Origin of the sequence: Chitinophaga sp. 180180018-3 (assembly GCF_037893185.1) — a bacterium.
In the GTDB taxonomy this organism is placed as follows: Bacteria; Bacteroidota; Bacteroidia; order Chitinophagales; family Chitinophagaceae; genus Chitinophaga.
The window spans coordinates 4367959-4390278 of the sequence record NZ_CP140772.1 but is presented as its reverse complement, the minus strand read 5'-3'; the positions used below and the strand labels follow the sequence as shown (position 1 = coordinate 4390278).

The 22320-nt window shown below is 44.2% G+C and carries 15 protein-coding genes; 14 read left to right on the top strand and 1 reads right to left on the bottom strand.

Annotated elements, in window-relative coordinates; translation table 11 throughout:
- The 7 genes from UNH61_RS17170 (at nucleotide 1) to UNH61_RS17140 (ending at nucleotide 11962) form a co-directional block, all read left to right on the top strand.
- Nucleotides 1-1656: a hypothetical protein gene (locus UNH61_RS17170; RefSeq protein WP_326993204.1), complete on the top strand. Its 1656-nt coding sequence runs from the start codon at nucleotides 1-3 to the stop codon at nucleotides 1654-1656.
- A gap of 5 nt (nucleotides 1657-1661) precedes the next feature.
- Complete coding sequence (locus UNH61_RS17165) at nucleotides 1662-3365, top strand: hypothetical protein (protein ID WP_326993203.1); 1704 nt, start codon at nucleotides 1662-1664, stop codon at nucleotides 3363-3365.
- Nucleotides 3362-5116: an IPT/TIG domain-containing protein gene (locus UNH61_RS17160; RefSeq protein ID WP_326993202.1), complete on the top strand. Its 1755-nt coding sequence runs from the start codon at nucleotides 3362-3364 to the stop codon at nucleotides 5114-5116. The genes UNH61_RS17165 and UNH61_RS17160 overlap by 4 nt, the downstream gene beginning before the upstream one ends.
- A 73-nt stretch (nucleotides 5117-5189) precedes the next feature.
- On the top strand, nucleotides 5190-6557 hold the full coding sequence (locus UNH61_RS17155; RefSeq protein WP_326993201.1) for a hypothetical protein: 1368 nt from the start codon (nucleotides 5190-5192) through the stop codon (nucleotides 6555-6557).
- Nucleotides 6558-6585: 28 nt separating this feature from the next.
- Nucleotides 6586-7482 carry a hypothetical protein gene (locus tag UNH61_RS17150; protein ID WP_326993200.1) on the top strand — a complete coding sequence of 299 codons (897 nt, stop codon included), beginning with the start codon at nucleotides 6586-6588 and terminating at the stop codon, nucleotides 7480-7482.
- Nucleotides 7472-10813: a carboxypeptidase regulatory-like domain-containing protein gene (locus tag UNH61_RS17145; protein WP_326993199.1), complete on the top strand. Its 3342-nt coding sequence runs from the start codon at nucleotides 7472-7474 to the stop codon at nucleotides 10811-10813. Before UNH61_RS17150 ends, UNH61_RS17145 begins: the two co-directional genes overlap by 11 nt.
- A gap of 48 nt (nucleotides 10814-10861) precedes the next feature.
- Nucleotides 10862-11962, top strand: a complete 1101-nt coding sequence (locus UNH61_RS17140; protein ID WP_326993198.1) for a FecR domain-containing protein — start codon at nucleotides 10862-10864, stop codon at nucleotides 11960-11962.
- 166 nt (nucleotides 11963-12128) lie between these two features.
- Here UNH61_RS17140 and UNH61_RS17135 read toward each other — a convergent pair whose 3' ends face one another.
- Nucleotides 12129-12365 (bottom strand): hypothetical protein, encoded by a 237-nt coding sequence (locus tag UNH61_RS17135; RefSeq protein WP_326993197.1) that lies wholly within the window; start codon nucleotides 12363-12365, stop codon nucleotides 12129-12131.
- Between the two features lie 298 nt (nucleotides 12366-12663).
- On the opposite strand from UNH61_RS17135, the gene UNH61_RS17130 reads away from it, so the two are divergent.
- From UNH61_RS17130 to UNH61_RS17100, 7 genes are all read left to right on the top strand, one after another.
- A complete protein-coding gene (locus UNH61_RS17130) occupies nucleotides 12664-13299 on the top strand; it encodes a response regulator transcription factor (RefSeq protein WP_326993196.1) in 636 nt (211 codons plus the stop codon).
- Nucleotides 13300-13769: 470 nt separating this feature from the next.
- Entirely contained in the window at nucleotides 13770-15704 is a 1935-nt protein-coding gene (locus UNH61_RS17125) for a nucleoside-diphosphate sugar epimerase/dehydratase (RefSeq protein ID WP_326993195.1), read from the top strand.
- Between the two features lie 154 nt (nucleotides 15705-15858).
- Nucleotides 15859-16620: a polysaccharide biosynthesis/export family protein gene (locus UNH61_RS17120; RefSeq protein ID WP_326993194.1), complete on the top strand. Its 762-nt coding sequence runs from the start codon at nucleotides 15859-15861 to the stop codon at nucleotides 16618-16620.
- A 33-nt stretch (nucleotides 16621-16653) separates the two neighbouring features.
- Nucleotides 16654-19017 carry a polysaccharide biosynthesis tyrosine autokinase gene (locus UNH61_RS17115; protein WP_326993193.1) on the top strand — a complete coding sequence of 788 codons (2364 nt, stop codon included), beginning with the start codon at nucleotides 16654-16656 and terminating at the stop codon, nucleotides 19015-19017.
- 51 nt (nucleotides 19018-19068) lie between these two features.
- The gene (locus tag UNH61_RS17110) at nucleotides 19069-20385 is read left to right on the top strand and encodes an oligosaccharide flippase family protein (protein WP_326993192.1); all 1317 of its coding nucleotides are present in this window, start codon (nucleotides 19069-19071) and stop codon (nucleotides 20383-20385) included.
- Nucleotides 20382-20900, top strand: a complete 519-nt coding sequence (locus tag UNH61_RS17105) for an acyltransferase (protein WP_326993191.1) — start codon at nucleotides 20382-20384, stop codon at nucleotides 20898-20900. The genes UNH61_RS17110 and UNH61_RS17105 overlap by 4 nt, the downstream gene beginning before the upstream one ends.
- A 26-nt stretch (nucleotides 20901-20926) precedes the next feature.
- Nucleotides 20927-22318, top strand: a complete 1392-nt coding sequence (locus UNH61_RS17100) for an O-antigen ligase family protein (protein ID WP_326993190.1) — start codon at nucleotides 20927-20929, stop codon at nucleotides 22316-22318.
- Nucleotides 22319-22320 lie beyond the last annotated feature (2 nt).

The following is a 22320-nucleotide window of genomic DNA, read 5'->3' as shown; positions in this document are numbered from 1 at the left end:
ATGGAACGATTGCTCATACGAAGTATCTGCATGTCTGCTGTTGTAGTTTGGTTACTGACCAGCTGCAAAAAACAGGAGCATGATCTTGGAACTTATCAACCCATTACCAGCGGTAAATTGGATACACTGCGTATTTACAACCTGTTGCCGGATATAAGCGATAAAGGAAAGAGTGATGGTTATGTGTTGTACCTGAATGATTCGCTGATCCCGTACAAGGGCGCGAATGCCCGCAATGGCGTATCCTTTGGCGTGCCACCGGAAGTGGGTTTGCAGGGAAGTGGCGGCAGTTTTACTTTGAAGCTGGCCCATTATCATTATGGATACGATACGCCGGTGGTGAAACGGCCGCCTGATTCTTTGGTGTTGTACCAGAAAACGATCAGCGTACCTGCTAAAAGCGGCACGAATATGCTTGTCTTTTATGATGATAACAAGCAACCCGGCTCCACATATATCCCGGTGGCAACAGCAGATCCGGGAGCGCCGGCGCCAGGTAAGTTCAAGATACGCGTGATCAATTTTGGTTACGCGATGACTGACAAGGGACGTACCAGTCCACTAAATTCTGCCGGGAAAAAATACGAGGTATCCATGCGGTATGCGGACAGCTCCGATGTGCCGGGCAACGGTCATGTCGCTTTTGGAAGCATGGGTAAGTACTACGAAATGGAATATGGTACTATGAAGTTTCAGCTCTATAACCTTACCGATGGCCGTTATATCAATAACTCCGGGCCTATGAACGATCTTGTGCGTGCCTTTGGCTTATCGCCGATCTCAACAGCCTGGTACCCGAATAACCAGCTGTTCCCGGGCTTAGGCAGTTACTTTAATCCCAGTACGGTCCAGTTACAGAATATTGGCAGCTATCCCTTTGCCGCTGGTGGGTGTTACACCATCATGGTCATTGGCGATATTTACTCCGTATCACTGGACCGCCTATACGGAGCTGGCCAATTGGATAACTTTGGTAAGATACAGGTGGTGAACGCCAATCCCAATCAGCAGAATATAACGGTGAATATCAGTTATAATGGTGGAAGTACTGACGTACCCGGTTTGCTATTCGGGCAATATTCTATACCGCAAACAGTACCGGCAGGAAATGTAACGATTACGTTCAGCAGCAAAGACCAACGGTTGTATACCTACAATACTCAGGTATTTCGCCTCTCCAATATTACCTGTTATTACCTTTCTGATCTTACAGGAACTTCTTTCGTATTGCCAGTCGGCAATATTATTTCAGACAAGGACTATACGGGCGATATGGCTCAAATCGCCAATGTGGGTGTATTGAATCTTTCCCCGGATGCAGGAAACATGTTCTTTACCGTAAACACTTCCCAGGCACCAGACCAGGAGATCAGGATGGTGGATGATGATGTGGCCTATAAAGCATTGACCAATAATAACCGGAAAAGCTATGATGGTATTATTTGGCCACCGGTCAGGTTCGCCGCGCGTTTGAGCAACGCGCGAACCGATACGCTGGCGGGCCGGCAAATAGCTGCGTTGCAGCCGCCATTCCCTGCTTTGCCGGCTCCGGGTACTTATACGATCATAGCTGCTGGTCTGCTCAATGCGGGTAATACCCCCAAAGGAATAAAGCTCTTTATGATCAAGCATTCCAACTTCAATTTGAAAAATTAGGATATATGAAGCGGTATCGTACACAATGGCTGAAAACGGGCATCACCTGGGGAATACTGGTAATGATACTAGTAGCGGGGCTAAGCATCGGAACTACCCTGACGGGGTGCCGGAAAGCCCGTTTGTTCACGAACCTGGACTCTATACCGGAAGTGCCTTCCCGGTTCCATTTCTTTAACACGTTTGATTATAATGATTCATTGTCGCTTTCTGTAGATGGGTTGATGAGGGAAAATGTAAAGCAATATAGTTTCAGTAAGTATTACTCTTCGTCCAGTGCTTTCAACCTGAACACCGCACAACCCAACAGCAAGTTGATAAAGATCTACGATCCTGTTTTGCAGTCCCGTTTTGCCAGCTTGCCGGGTAATGGCACTTTCCAGTTTGTGCCCAATACCAGTTACATTGTATTCGTTAGCTACGCTGCTTACGATACTACTTCTTCACCAAAGAACAATGTGGTGCCCCAGCTCATATTTTTCCCGGAAGATGTATATCATCCCTTTGCCGGTACTACAGGCATCCGGTTCTTTAACTGTTTGGCCGGCCCTTCCAATGCAAAGCTCATCGTATCGCCGGATATGGGGCAGGGCACATCGGCGACCCTCGAACCGCAAGGGGGGCAACCCACCAGGATAGGCGATGCCTATAATACCACGCAACAAGGATTAAAGAAACTTTCATTACGCATCAGCAGGGGATGGGGGGCTGATGCGTGGCTAACTTTCCTGCCTTTTCAACTACGGGATGGTAAAAATTATTCCTTCTTCGCGGTAGGTGACCTCACGAATTTCCTTTTCGGAAAACAGCCCCGCCCCCGGCTTTTTGTAGTGGAAGATGGCGTGCCGGCCAGTTTGCGTGAGCTCATCTTTTCCAATCTCAGCTACAGCAGCATTAACGGCGCGCAGGTAACAGTGATCAATGGCGCCTTCAATGTGCCTGGTCTCCTCGTTACCCCGGTAGGGAAGTTTTTTGGTATTGATGTGCAATTGAACCAGGCCAGAGTGAAAGTGATCCGTTGGCCAACAAACCCAATGAACCAGGATGAAGAAGATATAGGCCTTGCCATGACCCGTAGCCAGGGAGGGGACTTCGCGGCCGGTATGCTGCAACGTATTGCAACCACGCCGGTGATGCCGGCCGGGCCATATGTTGTAAATGTCATGCCCAGCGGCACGTTTACGCCTGTTTACGACCGCTTCAACTATAATTTCGAATCAGGGTTATCATATTCACTTTGCCTGTTACCGGATCTGCAATCTGCCAGTAAAGTGGGACACCTGGTACTGGAGAATGATCAGAGCCCCGATCCCAAGCTCTTCAAATTGCGCATCGTGAACATCATGGGAGGGGCCACCCTGGTGGATGTACACACTGGCAGTCCTTCCGGGCCCGTTATCGCATCTGCAGTGTCTTATGGGCAAGCGACAGACTATATCAGTTTTAAGGCCAGCCTGGTCAGACAGAATTTGTATGTAACGGCCGCAGGGGCCACTACACCGCTTTTCCAGACGGGAGCAAATAATGGTCCGATCTCGCTGCCGTTCACCGGCGGCAACTCGGGTACGATTTATCTCATGGGTTTATTACCTGGTACTCCGTATAGAGGAGACAACGGTTACTTTAAGCCGTATGTATACTTTAATTCAGATGCTTATCTCGATTTCCGTAACGCTTTAGCCAGTTCTCAACTATACTATCAACTATGATACAGATCATTATTTACCAGACAGCCAGGATCGTATTGCCAGTATGGTTACTGTTGTTATTGTTGACTGCCTGCAAAAAAAAGGAAAACACGACCGTACCGGTAGTTACCATCAGCAGCATCAGCAAAAATAGATTGCAAATTGGAGACACTTTGTTCATCAAAGGCACTAACTTCAGTACCACGCCAGCTACGAATCTGGTATCGGTTGCATCCATTTTGTTCCCGGTCATCAATGCCTCGTCTGGCGAGTTGTCTGTAGTGGTGCCCCAAGGCGCGCAAAACGGTATGCTGTCCATTGGGTTTAAAGGAGGACAGGCAACGCAGTTCGATCAACCCATCACTATAGCCGGCTTCTTACAGCCATCAATATTGTCTATCACGCCAGCCAGCGCTTATGAAGGAGATACCATTATCGTAACAGGAAAAAATTTTGGTACGCCATACGACCAGAGCTCGATCCTGTTTAACGGCACTTACGTAGGAAAAATCATCAATGCTACTCCTACGGAACTGCGGGTAGTAGTGCCGGATCTTTCATACACCGGGCCGGTGCAGGTAACATCAGGCGGACTTACATCAACGTCTGTTCAGCTTACGATCAACAAGGTAAATCCTTTGGAAGATGGGAGTCTCTACTGGATGACGCCAAACTATTCGATCACGGATCCGGGTGACCGCGATTTCCCGGGGAAGTTAACCGGAGCAAACTTTAACAAGGGGCTCGCCAACTCCCGGCTGCCGCAAAGCAACGTCCTTTACAGCGTTGATAAACCTTTGTTTGCTCCTAATACGATCTGGTGGCGCAATACCGCTTATTATCCGGAGGGGCTTCGTTCGCCCTATTATGCAATCGACAATTTTGTGGTGAATGATCTGCAACACAATGCTTATTACCTGACCTCGTCTGCCTATCCGTTCCCGGCACAGTATAGCCTGATGAAATTATCGGATGCCGGGGCATATGCTGCGCCTGTTGCTATCTGGAGCAAAACCTTTGACGCTCCGGGACTGTACACTAAATTTTACCCGGTTCCCGGCAAGCCTGCCATATTTCGGCTGGTCCACTATTCGCCCATTCAACAACTGGCCATGGACGGTAATATGATCTATATCAAAATGGGTATGAGTGATGACTACTATACAGGTGATGTGTCGCAGTCCGCGCCTTCGCTGACATTACAGCGGAACGTGTTCGGTGATTCATCTGCTTACAATCAGCAATTTGGAAAGGATTATATCTTTTATATCTCCGTTGGCTCGCGGGGTTATCCCTATACCCCTACTGATGTGCTGGGCGTGCGGTATAGACGTAGGGGCGGTACCGTTAGTGAGACCATCCCGCTTGATCTGACTGATCCGGCTACGAGCATTGTCTGTATTGTGACCAGTCCTTCCCATGGCAATAGCCTGCTGATCGTGACACGCTCGGCCGATTACGCCGGTAACGCGCTCAATACCATTTACAAATTCAACGCTGATACCAGGGTGCTTAGTGTACTGTATAATGATGGTAACTGGGCAGACGCGACTTCCAGCATTCCGGCGAAAACTGTGCAATCGGGAAATACAGGTTTTATATGGTTAGGTTCTCATATCTATTATGCTTGTACGAAAGTGCCCGGTCAGTATACCGCCCTGCGACGGCTCAATGACAACGGCATTACACCAAAGATATATACCGTATATGGCCGCATGGAATCCTTAACCAGCACGCAGGCTTTAAGATTTAGCCTGTTCACGGGAAAGTAAAATAGTGATGATTAAACCGTGCTTGATTAATGCGAGGTTCCATACGACCAATGAAAAAATCAAATATTAACGGATGAAACGAACATATTCGCTCATACAGTGCGTCATAACGTTGCTGGTCATTACTGCAGGATGTAAGCGGGATGCAATCGCACCCTCGCCCTTTGCAAATGCCTATACCCGTATAGTGGTCGTAGACGCGCCAGGGAATGGGAAAGTACAGTTCCTGCTGGATGGCAGGATAAACGCCAACGGCGACTCTACCTTGTATAATGCAGATGGCACCGTGTACCAGCCGGATAGTAAACAAGGCACTACTACCACAGTCAATTATCCCTCCGGTGGATGTACGGACAATTCGCCAGTTAATTTTTCAGGAACGTACGGCTTTAGTAACAAGCCAGGCAGCACCTATGCTACCTTTCCCAATCCTACCAACCGCATTGGCCTGGCGCCGATTCTCGATAATATTAATTTTTATAACTGGGCGGCGTTGCCGGCAGCGCACCATCAGCTGTCGTTTTACAGCGTGATCAATGCATCCGTCTTCGGGAACCCGGTTGCCATCCGGGGAGATAAATTTTTCGATCAGTCCGTGAGCCTGGAAGGCGGGGCAGTACAAACCTTTTTTCTGCTGAATAAAGCGCCCGTTAAGCAATATGTCACGATTGAGAACACCCTCTTTCCGGGTCTACCGATCTATACCGTTCAGGAATCTATCAATCACCTCACCAATCATCTGGAGTTGCTGGTGGTGAAGGATCATCCCGATAAGCTGCCCCGATTCAAGGATTCTACGGCGTATATCCGTTTCGTGAATGTAACGCCGGTAACAGGCGACCAGATGCTGAACCAGACAACAGAGTCGCTCGACATTTATATCGCGCCCATCTATGGCCTGGTCCCTGATTATTATACGAGTGATCAGGCTGGTGGAGGTACTTCGCACCGGATGGCAGATAGCATAGGCGGGGAAATACTGGTAACCAAAGGGCTTACGCGTTATCAGTCAACAGTGGACGCCCCCTTTTTTGAACTTGATGTAGCCGCTAATATGAGAGTGGCGGGAGATTGGTACGCTGCTCCGGCATCCGGCCAACCGGCCATACCCCGGTATTACCGCGTACTGGCCTACCGCTCCGGACAGTCACGAGCGACGAATGATTTTCCGGTGGCGCAAGGCGACTGGCTGGCAGTTTATAATAAGTACCATTATTTCTTCCAGCAGTGGGGAACGCTAACCAACATAGATGCGCTGGATAGCTGGCTGGTGCGCTCGGATGGCACGAATTATCATCCATCCATCTGCACGATATTGCTGGCAGCAGGCACAAGAACTTTCAAGGGACCTGATGCAACAGGAGCCAGCCGGTACCTGGGATTCCGTTCCTGTATTAACTATCAGCCAGCTGGCGTTAACAGCATCTATTTTTCAAAATGAATACGAGCATCATTCAAATCATCGATCTATGAAAGGATATTATACAAGCAGATATACAGATGCAATTACCCTACTGAAAAAGGGGTGCTGGCTGGCATTTTTGTTAATAGGAGTATGGGGACAAGGTTGCAAAAAAGAGATAATACCTGTTGCTTTGGGTACTTCCCCTTCCGGGCAGTTATCCCGGTATGACCTGATTGCAGCGGACTATGATATTAAACCCGTTACCTCTTTTACCGCATCTTACAACCAGGAAGGAAGAATGGTGAACTTGTTTGAGAAGATGGGCCAGAGCCTGTTTTCCTTCAATCTCAGTTATGAAGGAAACAAACTGGTGAGCGCGTTGGCCAATGACAAAAGTGTGCAGCAGATCACATATGACGCGGGCGGAAAACCCTTGCAGGTAAATTATACAACACTCACGGATACGGGCAAACTGGTATATACCTATTCTGCTACAGGCAAACTGATAGCGCTGTTGGATTCAGTACAAAAGCCATTGAAACTGCCGGCCAGGTTACAATACTTGTTCACTTACGACCCATCAGGCAATAACGTGGTAAAGATCACCACTAACCAGCTGGATATGAAAGGACGCCCCACACTATTACAATACAGCTTTTACACATTCGATGATAAGCTGAACCCGTTCACGGCCTTTCCTTATCTGCAGTACAGTAACCTATTGCCTGGAGAAGTACCGGCGTTAGTGAATAAGAATAACGTGACCAGCTCGCGGTTGGTGGGTACCCTGCTGAATTCCGCCGGCAGCAGCTCGGCACCGGAGTTCGACACCATCACCATTTACCGCACTACCCGTACTTATGAATATACCGACAATGGTTTTCCAGCGAAGGCCATAGAGCATTTCGAAAATGTACAATTCAACTATTCAGGAAAGAGAACCTTTAAGTATGAATATTAAAATACCAACGGCTATTCTTCATTCCATGCGCAGCGCGGGTTATATCATCCTACTGCTGGGCGTGGGCATATTGTCTGCAAAGGCGCAGGAGACCAACGGCTCACTGAGCGGCAAGGTCACTGACTCTACTGCCGGATTTATTCCCGGGGCGGCGGTGATTGCCGTGCACGAGCCGACAGGCACGCGGTATGTGACCACCACCAACGAACTGGGACGCTACTATCTTGTGAACCTGCGGGTGGGCGGGCCTTACAGTGTAAAGGTAACCGCCATGGGCATGCGGGAGAAAAGTCAAAACAACCTTACCATTGCATTGGGCGATCCCGTCACGATTGATTTTATATTGATACCTGCCGTGAAAACGCTTGCTGTAGTGGAGATAAAAGACACCCGGCCACCCAAAGCCAATGCGACAGGAGCAGGCTACAACGTATCGGCCTCCCAATTGCGGAACCTGGCTGCAGGCGCAAGGAGCTTCCAGGATTATACCCGCCTTACTCCGCAATACAACGGTAACTCATTTGCAGGCACTAATTTCCGGTACAACAACGTAACCATTGATGGAGCCATCAATAACGACGCGATCGGCTTTAGTCCTTCTTTAGGTGGCCAGACTGGTACTTCCGGCCAGATAGGTAGCTCCACCCGCACCAATTCCATTTCCATAGACGCTATACAGGACATACAGGTGTACATTGCACCCTATGACGTGAAAATCGGAAACTTCACCGGCGGCAGCATCAACGCAGTTACACGCGGCGGCAGCAACACCGTGACCGGCTCCATTTATGGATTTGGCCGCAACGCTTCCCTGGTTGGTAAAGATGTGGCAGGAGGAACAGGAAAGATGCCTTCTGACTATCACGACGTGCAAACCGGCTTCCGCATAGGGTTTCCTATCATCAGGAACAAACTGTTCTTTTTTACCAACGAAGAACTCACCGACCGCGTAGACCCATTGACCGCTACAGCCGCTTCTTCTTTTGTACAGGACATACTCACGCAGGACCAGGCAGAACAGATCAGGGATTATTATAAACGCGCCGAGCTGGGTTTTGATCCAGGTACAGCAGGCGCTTACAACGTTTATTCCCGGTCAAAGAAATTTTTTAACCGCCTGGATTGGAATATTTCTGATAAACACCAGCTGGCTATCCGCAGCAATGTAGTTATTTCGGAAGCCACCAACCTGACGCGTGATGATCAGAACTTCCGTTTTTCCAGTATTGATTATGTACAACGGAATAACCAGGTAGCCACAGTAGGAGAGTTGAAAACGCGGTTCAATGACCGTGTCGCCAATAGTCTTATTGTAGGATACACGACCGTCAAAGATTACAGGGATCCGTTATCTTATGGCTATTATCCGCAGATACAGATCGGTGGTAATACGCTGGGAACAACGATCCTACTCGGCACCGACCGGGAGGCAAGCATCTTTAACCTCCGGCAGAATAGTCTGGAGATCACCGATAACGTAACGCTTTTTAAAGGCAATCATACTATTACCCTGGGTACGCATAATGAGCTGTATCGCATCACCTATGGTTTTGTGAATTCGCCCAATGGCCGTATCGATTATCCAACGCTCACCGATTTCCTCACTGGTAGTCCCAGCAGGATAAGAGGGAATTTCAGTTATGCCAACCAGGATCGGGATTACCTGTTAGCGCATCCTTCCGCCAGGTTCAAAGTGAACTTGTATAGTGTTTATTTGCAGGATGAGATAGTGTTGTCAAAACGGTTGAAGCTAACGCCGGGTCTGCGGCTGGACATGACGGACGTGCCGGATAAACAGCTGTTGTCTCTCAAAACCAGGAATGCGATCCAGGATGTATTTTACGGTAACAGCTACACGTACACGCGCCCGGCGGATATACGGAATGTTTATCTGGGACAGGTGCAGCTGTCCCCGCGCCTCGGAGTGAACTTTGACATCAGGGGAGATAAAAGCCTGGTGCTGCGCGGGGGCACCGGTTTGTTTATCGGGCGTATCCCTTTTGCCTGGCTGGGATACGCATTCTACAACAACGGGAATACATACGGCGCGTTTGATAAGCGGTATAACTACGCCGGCAATCCCACGGCCATACCGCCTGTGCCGCCCACTGCTCCTAACAAAGGCACTGATCCCCGTGTACCTTCCCGCACCGGCATAGCGGGTACCGCGGTCAATGAGAATGGCCTCTCTGCATTGGACGTCAATGGCCCGACACAGATAGACCTGATCGATAATCATTTTAAGGTACCGCAGGTATGGCGCACCAGCGCGGCGCTGGACATGAAGTTGGGTAAAGGGTATAAATTATCGCTGGAAGCAGTATATACAAAAGCCATCTACGATCTTCAATTCAGGCAGATCAATCAACAGGATAGTGTAGCGTATTACCAGTATGATGCCAAACAGCAACAGCCGGTGTTTACAGGTCGCTCTACTGATCCGGCGTTTACCTCCATGTATTTGCTCACCAACACCAGCAAAGGCTACCGCTATAGCCTTACCGCGCAACTTTCGAGGAGTTTTCCTTTCGGGCTGGATGTTTTTGTAGCATACACTTATGGCGAATCAAAGGACGTTGCCAATGGTATCCGTAATTCCATGGAATCCAACTGGCAGCTGAACCAGTCGCTGAATCCCAATGATCCCGAACTGGCCTGGTCAAACTTTGATATCCGGCACCGGATCGTGAGCGCTATCAATTATCATCTGGGGTATGGCAGGCAGCAACGGTTTCAGACCAATGTAAACCTGTTCTTCAGCACGGCTTCAGGTGCGCCGTTTACGTACGGGTTTGTTAACAGTCCCGTAAATATACAGGGAACCGGCCAGCAGGTCAGTCTCGCATATATACCCAAACCGGAAGAAATGATCAACTTTTTTCGGACGGGTACTTTACAACTCGCAGATAACACGCAGGTGTATAAAACGGCGGCAGATCAGGCGCAGGAGTTTGAGCAGTACATCCGTTCTGTGTCTTATCTTCGCGGGCGCCGCGGCCAGTTTACGCAACGGAATGCCGCCCATACACCGTGGAATACAACGGCTGATCTGCGCATTGCAGAAACATTTTCGTTATCGCAAAAAGCGGCACATGCTATCACGATCAGCTGGGATATTTTTAATGTGCTGAACTTATTGCATGCGGATTGGGGGAAGGCCTATTTTTCATCTGACCTGTTCAACTCTTCTGCCAGTGTGGGTTTGCGACCAACGGGTGCAAACAAAGCTGGTTTCCCAATCTACATCTGGGAGCAGCCGTCAACGCCCTATCAGGTGGATTTGTATCAATCGCGGTGGCAGATGCAGCTGGGAGTAAGGTATAATTTTTGATTACCTTTGCTTTTTTACCGGGCACTGACCTGCACTTTGTTGTTTTGTATGATAGATAAAGAAAAATTCGCTGAGCTGGTTAAAAGATACCTGGAGGGCAAAGCTACTGCAGAAGAGAAGGAATTCCTCGACGCCTATTATGACGAATTTCATAGCGGTAGATCAGTAGGATCTGTGCTAAACGAGTCGCAGATCAGGGACCTCGAAGCCACGATGTTCAATAACATCCAGGTGGGTATGCAGCGTTCGCAGAAAAAACGGATAGGTACCTGGCGACGGTATAAGCGCCAGTTGGCTGTTGCAGCCAGTTTGCTGGTATTAGTGTTATGCGGTTTTCTGTGGCGGCATTTGTCATCCGGACTGGGTAAAGATGAGAATACCCTGGAGATCAGCTATGCACCTGCCGGCAGCGTAAAGAAATTATTACTGAGTGATGGAACCGAGGTGTGGCTGAATGCCAAAAGTACGCTGCGTTATCCAGACACTTTCGAAGGAAAACAACGACGCGAAATATACCTGGAAGGGGAAGCCTATTTTGATATTAAAAAAGATGTGGCGCATCCCTTTCTGGTACATACACAGGGCCTGACTACCCACGTATTGGGTACGCAATTCAACGTAAAGGCTTATCAAACCCGAAAAGCAGAGATCACGCTGATAGAAGGTAAAGTAATGCTGACCACTGCTGGAACTGATGTTGGCAGCGGTACAATAAAGGCAGACACTTTGTTCCTCGCGCCCAATGAAAGAGCCGTTTATACAGCAGGACAGTTACTAGCAAAAGAAACCAGTACGCCTGCGCGACAATCGGCAAATGAGATGAAAGATGGCATCGTGAAAACAGCCGCCCTGTCGAAACAGGTGGTCCTGAACGCGATTGCGTCTGCAGCCTGGCGCAACGGGGAGTTGATATTTGACAGGGAACCCTTAGAAAACGTACTGGAAGCGCTGAACAGGAAGCGGGATATTTCCGTAAAAGCAGCACCTGAATTGATGAACTGCCTCATTTCGATAAAGATCACTAACGAACCGATTGAAGATATACTTATCACCATTACCCGCCAGATAAAGCGGAAAAAAACAGCTGGCCAGCCATATAATGCGACGGCACAGTATAAAAAACTGGGAACCGACTATTACATTGAATAAAGAGGAATCATCTGGTTAATCTGTCGTACCTCATCCCTGAAACAAAAAACAAAAGTATCCCGGCGCAGTTTCGTACATTCCTTGCGAAGGTGCTACGGGGGAAATATTCGAACGTCGTTGTTGTAATATCCAAAATCTAATTAGGGAGAATTAGGTGACCATTGGATTAATCTAGCACTTTAAACTGGGTTAGAGATAGGATGTTTTGATCAGGATCCTTGAACCACGCTACTTTTGTTCCATCAGGCGCTGCCCATACACCCATTTCATCCTGTCCTGGTCCCTGATAGTGCTCAATTATAACACCTTTGTCTTTTAATTCGGTAATCACCTTGTGAATATCTGCTACCACCCAGCTTAATACAGCATAGGGAGCAGCCTTGAAATCCCGTACAACTCTCATATTCCAGGTTGCTATCTACTGGGGAATAAGAGTTGTGTTTTCGTTTATACGTTACAGTTATTTACGGAACTAAAATAGATGAAGTAGTTTGTTGTTTATACCCATTTTGGGGTTAGCTGTCAAACTAATAATATTGTTTTAAGCAAGGTATGCTGTTCAGAGTATTACATTGGCCGGAAAATGCGGGCCACTGGAAAAAATATTTGCAGTTTATGATCATGAGTATACATACTTAGGTTTTTCATATAAAAAAATGACCGGCAATACATAATTGTAACTTCGTTCGAGAGTCAATACTATGAACCAGAACAAGATACGATTAGGTATTATTGAAGACAACCAGATGTTGGTCAAGCTCCTCTTGTATTATTTTGAATCTTCAGAACAGGTTGAAGTAGTTTTTCATTCAAACAGCACAATCGATCTGATCGATCTTTGTCGTCAGCAGCGGCCCCAGGTCATATTGATGGATTTCTACCTGGAGGGGGGCGATGACATAAAAGCGCTACGCCAGGTGCAAGCTTACAATCCTGACATTAAAGTGCTGATGTTTACTATCCTGGACGATGACCATCATGTTTTTGATGCTATAAAGGGAGGGGCTAGCGGTTACTTGTTGAAAAGCACATCGCTTCCACAGGTGGAGGTGGCAGTGTTGGATGTGCTAAAAGGGGGAGCTGTTGTGACTCCTCACATTGCCAGCAAAGTGTTTAAGGTATTGAGAGAGAGCAGTAAGGAGGTCAAAGAGCTGCAGGTGCTGACGCCAAGGGAGAACCAGATCATGCAGGCGCTGGTGAAGGGACTTACATACAAGGAGGTGGCTAATGAGCTGGATATCCGTGTGGGGACGGTGCGGACGCATATTGAAAACATCTATGAGAAGCTGCAGGTGAAGAGCAAAGCTGAAGCTGTGGCAAAATACCTGAAAAGGTAATACCTACTGAGTATACCTATGTAATTTGTCGGATTGACGCAACTTTATAAGATCTATACCTTTACATCAAAATTTCTGTCTGTCTTTCTTGATGACTACAAAATCATAATTATATTCTTTAGTTATTAATGACAACTTTACCATAACTATGAATAACACGTTGCAGGGCGATGTTCCTCTTATTATGTCCGGTAGGAGACAACGTCATTGCCCGAAATGCAAAACAGGTACATTGAATGGTAGGGTGCCGCGCGGATTTTTTGTTAAGTATTTCCTGGGTTGGCTACCTATCAGGCGTTATATCTGTTACCATTGTTCCCAGAAATCATATGTATGGGATAGGCCACCCCCGGAGGAGCATATCTCCTAACCGGGCCATATCAGTGAGTTAAAAAGACAAGCACTGAGGTCTGAATTAGCGATAAACGTATTGGATCGCAGATAGAGTTTCAATCTTATCTAATAAACTGATGACTAAGAGAACTTGGATAACCCCGTCTTGGTTGATATTGTTATTAGACCTCGGGTGTTCTGTCATAGCAATGGCCCTTGCTTTCCTATTGAGGCTTAATTTGAACCTGGAAGGCATCGCACGTTACCCCATAAAGTACATCATATTGGTAGTGCTGAATGTGAACTTACTCTTGTCGTTGCTGTTCTATACTTATACAGGTATTGTACGATACACCAGCATGGCGGATATTGGCCGAATTTCTTACATGAACCTTGTGGCGTCGGTAATATATTACTATATAGGTGAAGCAGCACTACGTTATAGTACTATTAATATGTTTCCGCTTTCGGTGATCTTCATTAACTTTTTTATAGGCATTTTCATCTTATTATCTTATCGTTTGTTCGTAAAATGGGTGTTCAGATACTATGCCAGCTATGGTACTATCAATAAAGTAAAGGCAGTGATCTATAGTGCGGGGTATTCCGGGCTGATGGTGCATAAAGCTATCAGTGAGGACACGACGGGCAATATCCGTGTGGTAGCTTTCCTCGATGATAAGCTAACGCGCATAGGTAAACGCATTGAGGGGCTGCCTATTTACGAGGCCGGCAAAGTATCTCTGGAGAAGCTGTTACGGCAGGAAAAAGCACTGTTGCTGATTGTGGCGGAAGAAATTATGGAGGTACGACGCCTGAATGAGTTGGTGGATCATTGTATAGCATTAAATATCAAGATACAAAAGGCGCTGCCGGTGAATAAGTGGATAAGCGCCAGCTGGAGCTCTTCCCAGTTGCAGGATATAAAAATTGAAGACTTGCTGGAGCGCTCCGTTATCAATATAAAAAATGATAAAATAGACCGGGAGGCCAAGGGGAAGGCTATACTGGTGACCGGCGCCGCTGGTTCCATTGGTAGTGAACTGGTGAGACAGCTGGTAGGCCTGCAACCTTCTGTAGTGATATTGTGCGATAAAGCAGAATCGGCACTCTATGAGTTGGAACTGGAAATGAGTGAGCTGGTGCCTTATGTACCTATCGTGTCCTACATTTCCAATATTTGCGATAAGGTGCGGATGCAGCAGTTGTTTGAGGTATATGAACCGGAGATAGTCTACCACACAGCAGCCTATAAGCATGTACCCATGATGGAAAAAAACCCTTCTATAGCTGTGCTGAATAATGTATGGGGTACCAAGATATTGGCCGAGTTGGCCGTTGAGTTTAATACGGAGAAATTTGTAATGGTGAGCACTGACAAAGCGGTGAATCCCACCAACGTGATGGGTGCTTCTAAACGGATAGCTGAGATCTTTACTCAATCCTACGGTAATCATGTAAATATGCAATACAAGAAATCCGGTCCTGTATACGACACACCGCCGACCCGTTTTATTACCACCCGCTTCGGTAATGTGCTAGGCTCCAATGGCTCTGTGATACCCCGTTTCAAGCAGCAATTGGAAAAAGGGGGGCCACTGACTGTTACACATCCGGAGATCACCCGCTATTTTATGACCATATCTGAAGCCTGTCAGCTTGTACTGGAAGCTGGGGCCATGGGACAGGGAGGAGAGATTTTTGTGTTTGATATGGGACAACCCGTAAAAATTGCTGAACTGGCGGAAAAAATGATTCGCATGAGTGGTCGGGAGCCCGGTAAAGACATACAGATAGTATATACCGGCCTTCGCCCCGGAGAAAAACTGTATGAAGAGCTGTTGAACAATGCTGAAAATACCATAAGCACTTACCATGAAAAGATCATGATTGCAAAAGTGCGTGAGTACGATTTTGTGGAAGTGAATGAAGTCGTAGAACAATTGATTGCCTCTGCAAATGAGCATTACATAATACCAACTGTGGCCCTGATGAAACAAATGGTCCCTGAATTTATCAGTAAAAACTCATCGTATGAGCATTTAGACAATAAAGATAAAATCAAATTATAATGATGAAATGAATTTTTATTCACCAGCAAAGGTTTTAATATGAGTCGATAGATAAAAGATATTTTTAACAGTTATCATAAAAGTAATGAGGATCGCAAAACAAGGTAAACCACAACTACGATTTTTTTTAATTTTGTTTTTATTGATAGGACAGATGGCAAATCTGTGTCTGACTTCTTGCTCAACACCTAAGAATATCACCTATTTTAAAGACATTCCCGATACCATTAAACAGAAGAAGATAGATATGGCTGTTTATTTCACGCCAGTAATAAAATCGGATGACATACTACAGGTAACTATACAGACACTAGATCCGATGGTAACTACCCTATTGAATCAGTCGTCGTCTGCCACATCGGCTACTATATCGACAGCTGGAGCTGTGAATGGAATTGGGAACGGGAGTGGTTACCTGGTTGATAAGAACGGGAATGTTATATTGCCTCTGATAGGTAAAATAACCGTCAGTGGTAAAACTACAGATCAGGTACGTGATATCATACAGGGAAAAGCGGCCGAGTATTATAAAGATCCGGTTGTAAATGTGCGATTAGCAAATTTCAAGGTAACAATATTGGGAGAAGTAGCAAAGCCTTCCACCTATGTTATGCCCAATGAGAAGGTCACTTTGCTGGATGCAATTGGCATAGCTGGTGATTTGACCATTTACGGAAAACGCGGAAATGTGATGCTAATACGGGACAATAACGGAAAAAAAGAATTCATTCGATTCAATTTAAATAATACTAAAATATTCTCTTCACCTTACTTTTATTTGCAACAGGGTGATGTTGTATATATAGAGCCCAATAAATATAAAGTACAGTCTACAGATGTGACTTCAGTAAGGAGAATTGCTATCCTTACTTCGCTGCTATCGCTCTTAATTATTATTGTCTCACGAGTGAACTAGTGAACTTCTAAATCTTTTCTTTAAAATCTGGTTATGCAGCAGAATATGTATAATGATAAGTTTTCCTTGAATGGCACAGGATTTCAAGCAAGATCCCGAGAGGGAAATTTAGATTTGAGAAGGATACTGGATGTATTTATTGAATATTGGTATCTATTCATTGTGTTTATCCTGATCGGATTCAGCGCTGTCTGGTTATATTTACGCTATACAACCCCTGATTATAAAGTTAAAGCCAAGATACTTATTAGAGATGACCAGAAAGGAGGGAATGTTCCCGGACAAGAACTATTGCAGCAATTGGAAATATTTAGTAACAAGAGTAATGTACAGAATGAAGTAGAGATACTGAGATCCCGGTCTCTTATGGAAAAGGTTGTACGCTCTTTACAGTTGAATGTTTCTTATTTTATTACAGGAAGAATTAAAGAAGCAGAGATGTTTGAGATGCTCCCTTTTCAGTTAAACTGGCTCTCACTCAATGATACAATTCGCCCGGTAAATTATCTACTAAAGCCCTTATCCGGTAATAAGTTTAGATTGTTGGGAACAAAACTTGCCAGGGAAGCCTTCTGGAATGATACGTTGCATTTACCTGAAGGTACTGTTAAGATTGCAAGGAATGTAATGTATCCTTTAAATCAAGAGGTGTATCAAATAAGAATTTCATCTATAGATAATGCTGTTGCAGAATACCAGAAGCAAATAGAAGTCAATATCCCCACCAAAGAGGCAACCATCATCGATCTTGGAATTACTACCACTGTCCCGAAAAAAGGAGAGAAAATCCTGAACCAATTATTGGAGGCCTATCTTCAAGCCAGTGTTAGTAATAAGAATCGTATTGCAGATAGTACGGTTGCCTTTATCGATAATAGATTGGGGATTGTAACCCAGGAACTTTCCGGAGTTGAAAAGGATATACAACAGTTTAAACAGCAGAATGAACTGGCTAACCTGGAAGAACAATCGAAGCTACTGGTATCCGGAACAGGAGATTTTCTTAAACAATTGACAGATCAACAGGTACGTTTAAGTGTTGTTCAATCATTAGAACAGTATATTGATGACGATAGTAATAATAAAAGGGTAGTGCCTTCTGCCTTGATTGTTCAAGACCCAACTTTTATAGCGCTGGTACAAAAATACAATACACTTACGATAGATCGGGAGCGCCTTTTAATTTCGAACACAGAATCAAACATGATCGTTAAAACCATAGATCAGCAAATCAGAAACCTAAGATCAGACCTGCAGAACAACCTTGCTTCCCTGAGAAGAGGGATTTTGGTTAGCATCGATGAATTACAGAAGAAAGTAAATGTGCTGACTCAAAAGATTAGGGAAGTGCCCGGTAAGGAGAGAATATTCCTGGATTATTCCCGCCAACAGGCAGTAAAACAGGAACTATATCTCTTTTTATTAAAGAAACGGGAGGAATCTGCAATATCGAAGTCTTCCAACATAGCAATTGCACGTATTATAGACAGCGCAAAAAGTGAGGCATTGCCATTCAGACCTAATCGCTCAGTAGTATACTTGCTTGGCATTATTGGAGGAGGAGTAATACCTGTTACATGGCTTTATTTGAAAAATATACTAAACCAGCGCATTATAAATAAAGATGATATTATCAACAATACACCCGTACCTATCTTAGCTGAGATTGGGCATAGCGAAGAAAATAATGTTGTGTTTGGTGATCATACACTTGTCGCAGAGCAATTTCGCGCTTTACGTACTAACCTGCAATTTGTGCTTTCGGGAGAAAGTGAGAAAGTTCTACTTCTTACCTCCGGTATGAGCAACGAGGGTAAATCTTTCGTGGCAACCAATCTTGCAGTTGTATTAGCGTTATCTGGTAAGAAAGTCGTTTTAATGGAAATGGATTTGCGTAAACCTAAAATATCTGAAAAATTAGGTTTAAGTAACCAAACAGGATTCAGTACTTATGTAATTGGAAAAACGCCATTGGAAGCACTGATTAAACCATCTGGTTTGCATGAAAACAGTTCGATCATCACTTCCGGCCCCATACCTCCCAACCCGGCAGAGCTATTGCTATTGGATAAGACAGAAGAATTGTTCAGAAAATTAAGAAATCAATTTGACTATATTATTATCGATACTGCTCCGGTAGGTTTGGTAACGGACGCACAGTTATTGGGACGTCATGCAGACGCTACGCTATATCTTGTAAGGCAAAAGTATACTTTTAAACAACAATTATTATTATCTAAAGAACTATACCTGCAAAAGAAATTTTGCAAGCTCAATCTGGTGATAAATGATGTGAAAACCGGGCATGCTTACGGATATAATTATGGTTACGGATATGGCTATGGTTATACACGTGAAAAATCTAAAAAAAGGATTTTGGGTATGAAAAGTAGGTAAATAAAATGATTGACGCTATGTGATTATCGTAATGAGAAAATATAAGAGCGTATGAAAATGAAGATTAATATAGGTGACCGGGCTGGTAATTTATTGAAAGGTTCTATAACGTCAGTTATCCCGAGAGGAATAGGGTTCTTATATACAATCCTGATTATTCCTTTAATCATTAGCTCTTTAGGTAAAGATGCTTTAGGCGTGTGGTTGACGATTGTATCAATTGTAGATGTGTTGAATTTTGCAGATTTTGGGATTACCAATAACATTATTAATCTAATTAGCAAAACCAACCTGGAGAAGGACTCTTTAAAGGAGAAAAACATTACTTCCACCTGCGTTTTTGTTATATCGGTTATAGCAATTACTATTTTCTTTATATATTTTTTTGGAAAAGGAATGGTTAACTGGGCGAACATATTGGGAATCCATAACAACGATCTTTTAAGACAAGCACTGAAATCGCTTGATATTTTGATCTTGTATTTTTTAATAAATTTTCCATTGGTTATTTATCAAAAAATTAGATATGCTATTCAGGAAAGGCATTATCTCAACTATTATGAAGGATTTGGGAAAATGATTTCCATTATCTTGGTTTTCGGAGGAATACAGATGTATCTGCCTCTTTCGGGGCTGATAATGATGTACGTGTTGGGGCCTGTAATTGGACAGATAGTCAATACGATAACGCTTTTGTATAATAAACCTCAGTTCATTCCTGATATAAAGTTTATTAATAGAGGCTCGCTAAAGGAGATATTTGGAGCAAGTATTTATTTTTTTTTGATCAACGTTTCGTATCTGTTTTACACGTCTCTTGACAATATCCTGATATCGAATATCCTCAATGCTGGGGAAGCTGCTTCTTTTGCATCGGTACAAAAGGTATACCTGATATTTCCAATGCTTTTTGCATTGGCTACTCCAAGTCTTTGGGTAGCTAACAGAGAAGCATTTTTGCAAAAAGATCATATATGGTTGAATAAAGTATTTAATAAAGGAATACTGATCAATGTTTGCAGCTTATTTTTCCTGGTGCTACTTTCTCTTTTATTAAATGGAGGCTTCTTCACATGGTTTACGGACGGTAAAATTATATATGATCAGTGGATGGTTACAGTTATATCCATTAATGCGGCGACAATGATCAGCTATAACTTCTTTAGTGCTTTTTTTATCGCCATCGACGAAATGCAGAATTTTGCACTGATGTTTCTGGCATTTTCAATTCTGAGCTTCTTGTTGAAGATATATGCATTGCCTCGTATAGGTATAACAGATACCTATATGATAAATTCCATCTTATTTATTGTTATTTTTTTTATGCCCTGCTTTATTCTGTTGAAACGGAAAATTGTTAAGATATGATAAAGTTCTTTTTGAATTCATTTATTAGGATAATTCCGTACACGAGGTTGTATCGTTTTAAGAGATGGCTATGGACCCTGGCTGGGTTTAAGATACATAAAGGAGTTAGAATAGTTTCTACTGCTAATTTTGTAGGCAACATGGATCTGGAAATAGGTGAAAATACCTTTATAGGGCACGGAACAATAATTATGGGAGGGGAATCTAAGATTTTGATTGGGAGAAATTGCGATATATCCTCCTGGGTTACAATTATCTCCGGGACTCATGACTTGGATACTACCGGAGAAAGAATGGCCGGCGACAGTAGATCACTGGACATAACAATAGAGGATGGAGTATGGATTGGAGTAAGGACGGTAATATTAGGTGGTGTAACCATTGGTAAGATGTCCATGATTGCTGCAGGCAGCGTCGTAAACAAGAATGTACCTGCTTACACAATGGTAGGAGGAGTACCGGCCAGACCCATTAAGAAGTATGATTTTGCGATAGAGCAATGGACAAAATGCTAATGAAATAAGTAGTGTATTAATTTGAAATGAATATAGTTTTAAATAGCAACTGGGGATTCTCGAAAGATTTTGCCAAATTTTTCGTGGGAGTACTATGTGTTTTGTTGTTAGGAGAGATAGGCGCCATTCTATTATGTTTTCTAAGTTTTATCTATACGTTTCAAAATACGGATAATGGAATCAAAGGGATAACTATAAGTTTTATTGTTTTTGCAGCAAATCCGGTGTTGTTTAATAATCCCTTGTCATCGACAGTTTCCTTACTCAGGATTGTGTTACTAATGATTTTTGCAGTCAAGGTATTTGTGACAAACAGAGAGTGGGTGCCCGTATTTATTCAGTCTCTTATAGTTTTTGTGCTGGTTGTCTGGGCAATTACACTTATGGCCAGTTATGAGATATTTGTTTCGCTAAGCAAACTTCTTCAATTCGGAATGGCTGCGGTGAGTATATTGTTAGCTTTTCTAAATACCCGACACCCACGGGTATACTGGATCAGTTGGTTTTATACGCTTTTTGTTGTAGTACTTATTATATCTTTACCATTTTATTTTGTACCCTCAGTTGGTTTTGCCACAAACAAGATTGGGTTTCAGGGAATCTTCAATCATCCTCAGGCATTTGCGGTGTTTTTAGCTCCGTTCACTGCATTATTGTTGGGAGAAATACTCATTAATAATAATAGGAACGGAGTTGTTATGTGTGTGTGCCTTTTGTCAGTAGTCTCTTTGGTTTTTACACGTGGCCGAACCGGGTTGTTAGCTATTTTTTTCGCCTTATTGCTAATCCTGTTTTTTGTATTCCTGTTTAACAAGAAGATCGCAGGGCGGTTAATTTCGCCATTTAAAAAAGGATCAAATCTTATTTTGCTTTTAATGGGCATATGCATTCTGGCTGTGAACTATGATAAGGTAAAAGAGGCCGGTTATGAGTTCCTTTTAAAAAGAGAAGGTGCGGACCTGAGAGAGTCATTTAAAATATCAAGAGGGGAATTGATAGACCAGCAGAGAAAGAATATTGATGAAAATCCTCTTTGGGGGATAGGATTTGGACTTCCCTCAGTTCGTCGGGGCATTGAGATTCAAAGGGATCCTATATTTGATCTTCCTGTTGGCGCCTATGTAGAGAAAGGGTTTTTCTTTCTCGCCGTGATAGAAGAGGTTGGATATGTTGGTTCTCTTTTCTTTTTTCTCTTCTTGTTTTTCTTGTTTAAAAGAATTTTTAGCGGCTCTGATATTCCGCTGATCTGGATGGGGTTAACGGGGTTCGGTACGAATATCGGCGAAGCAACGCTTTTTTCTTTCGGAGGCATGGGATTACTAGTATGGTTTCTGATTGGAATAATGATAACAAAAGAAGAACCTGGAGTGGTATATGTTTCTCATCAAACGAAACTTCCTGAACCAGTATTAAATTAGGT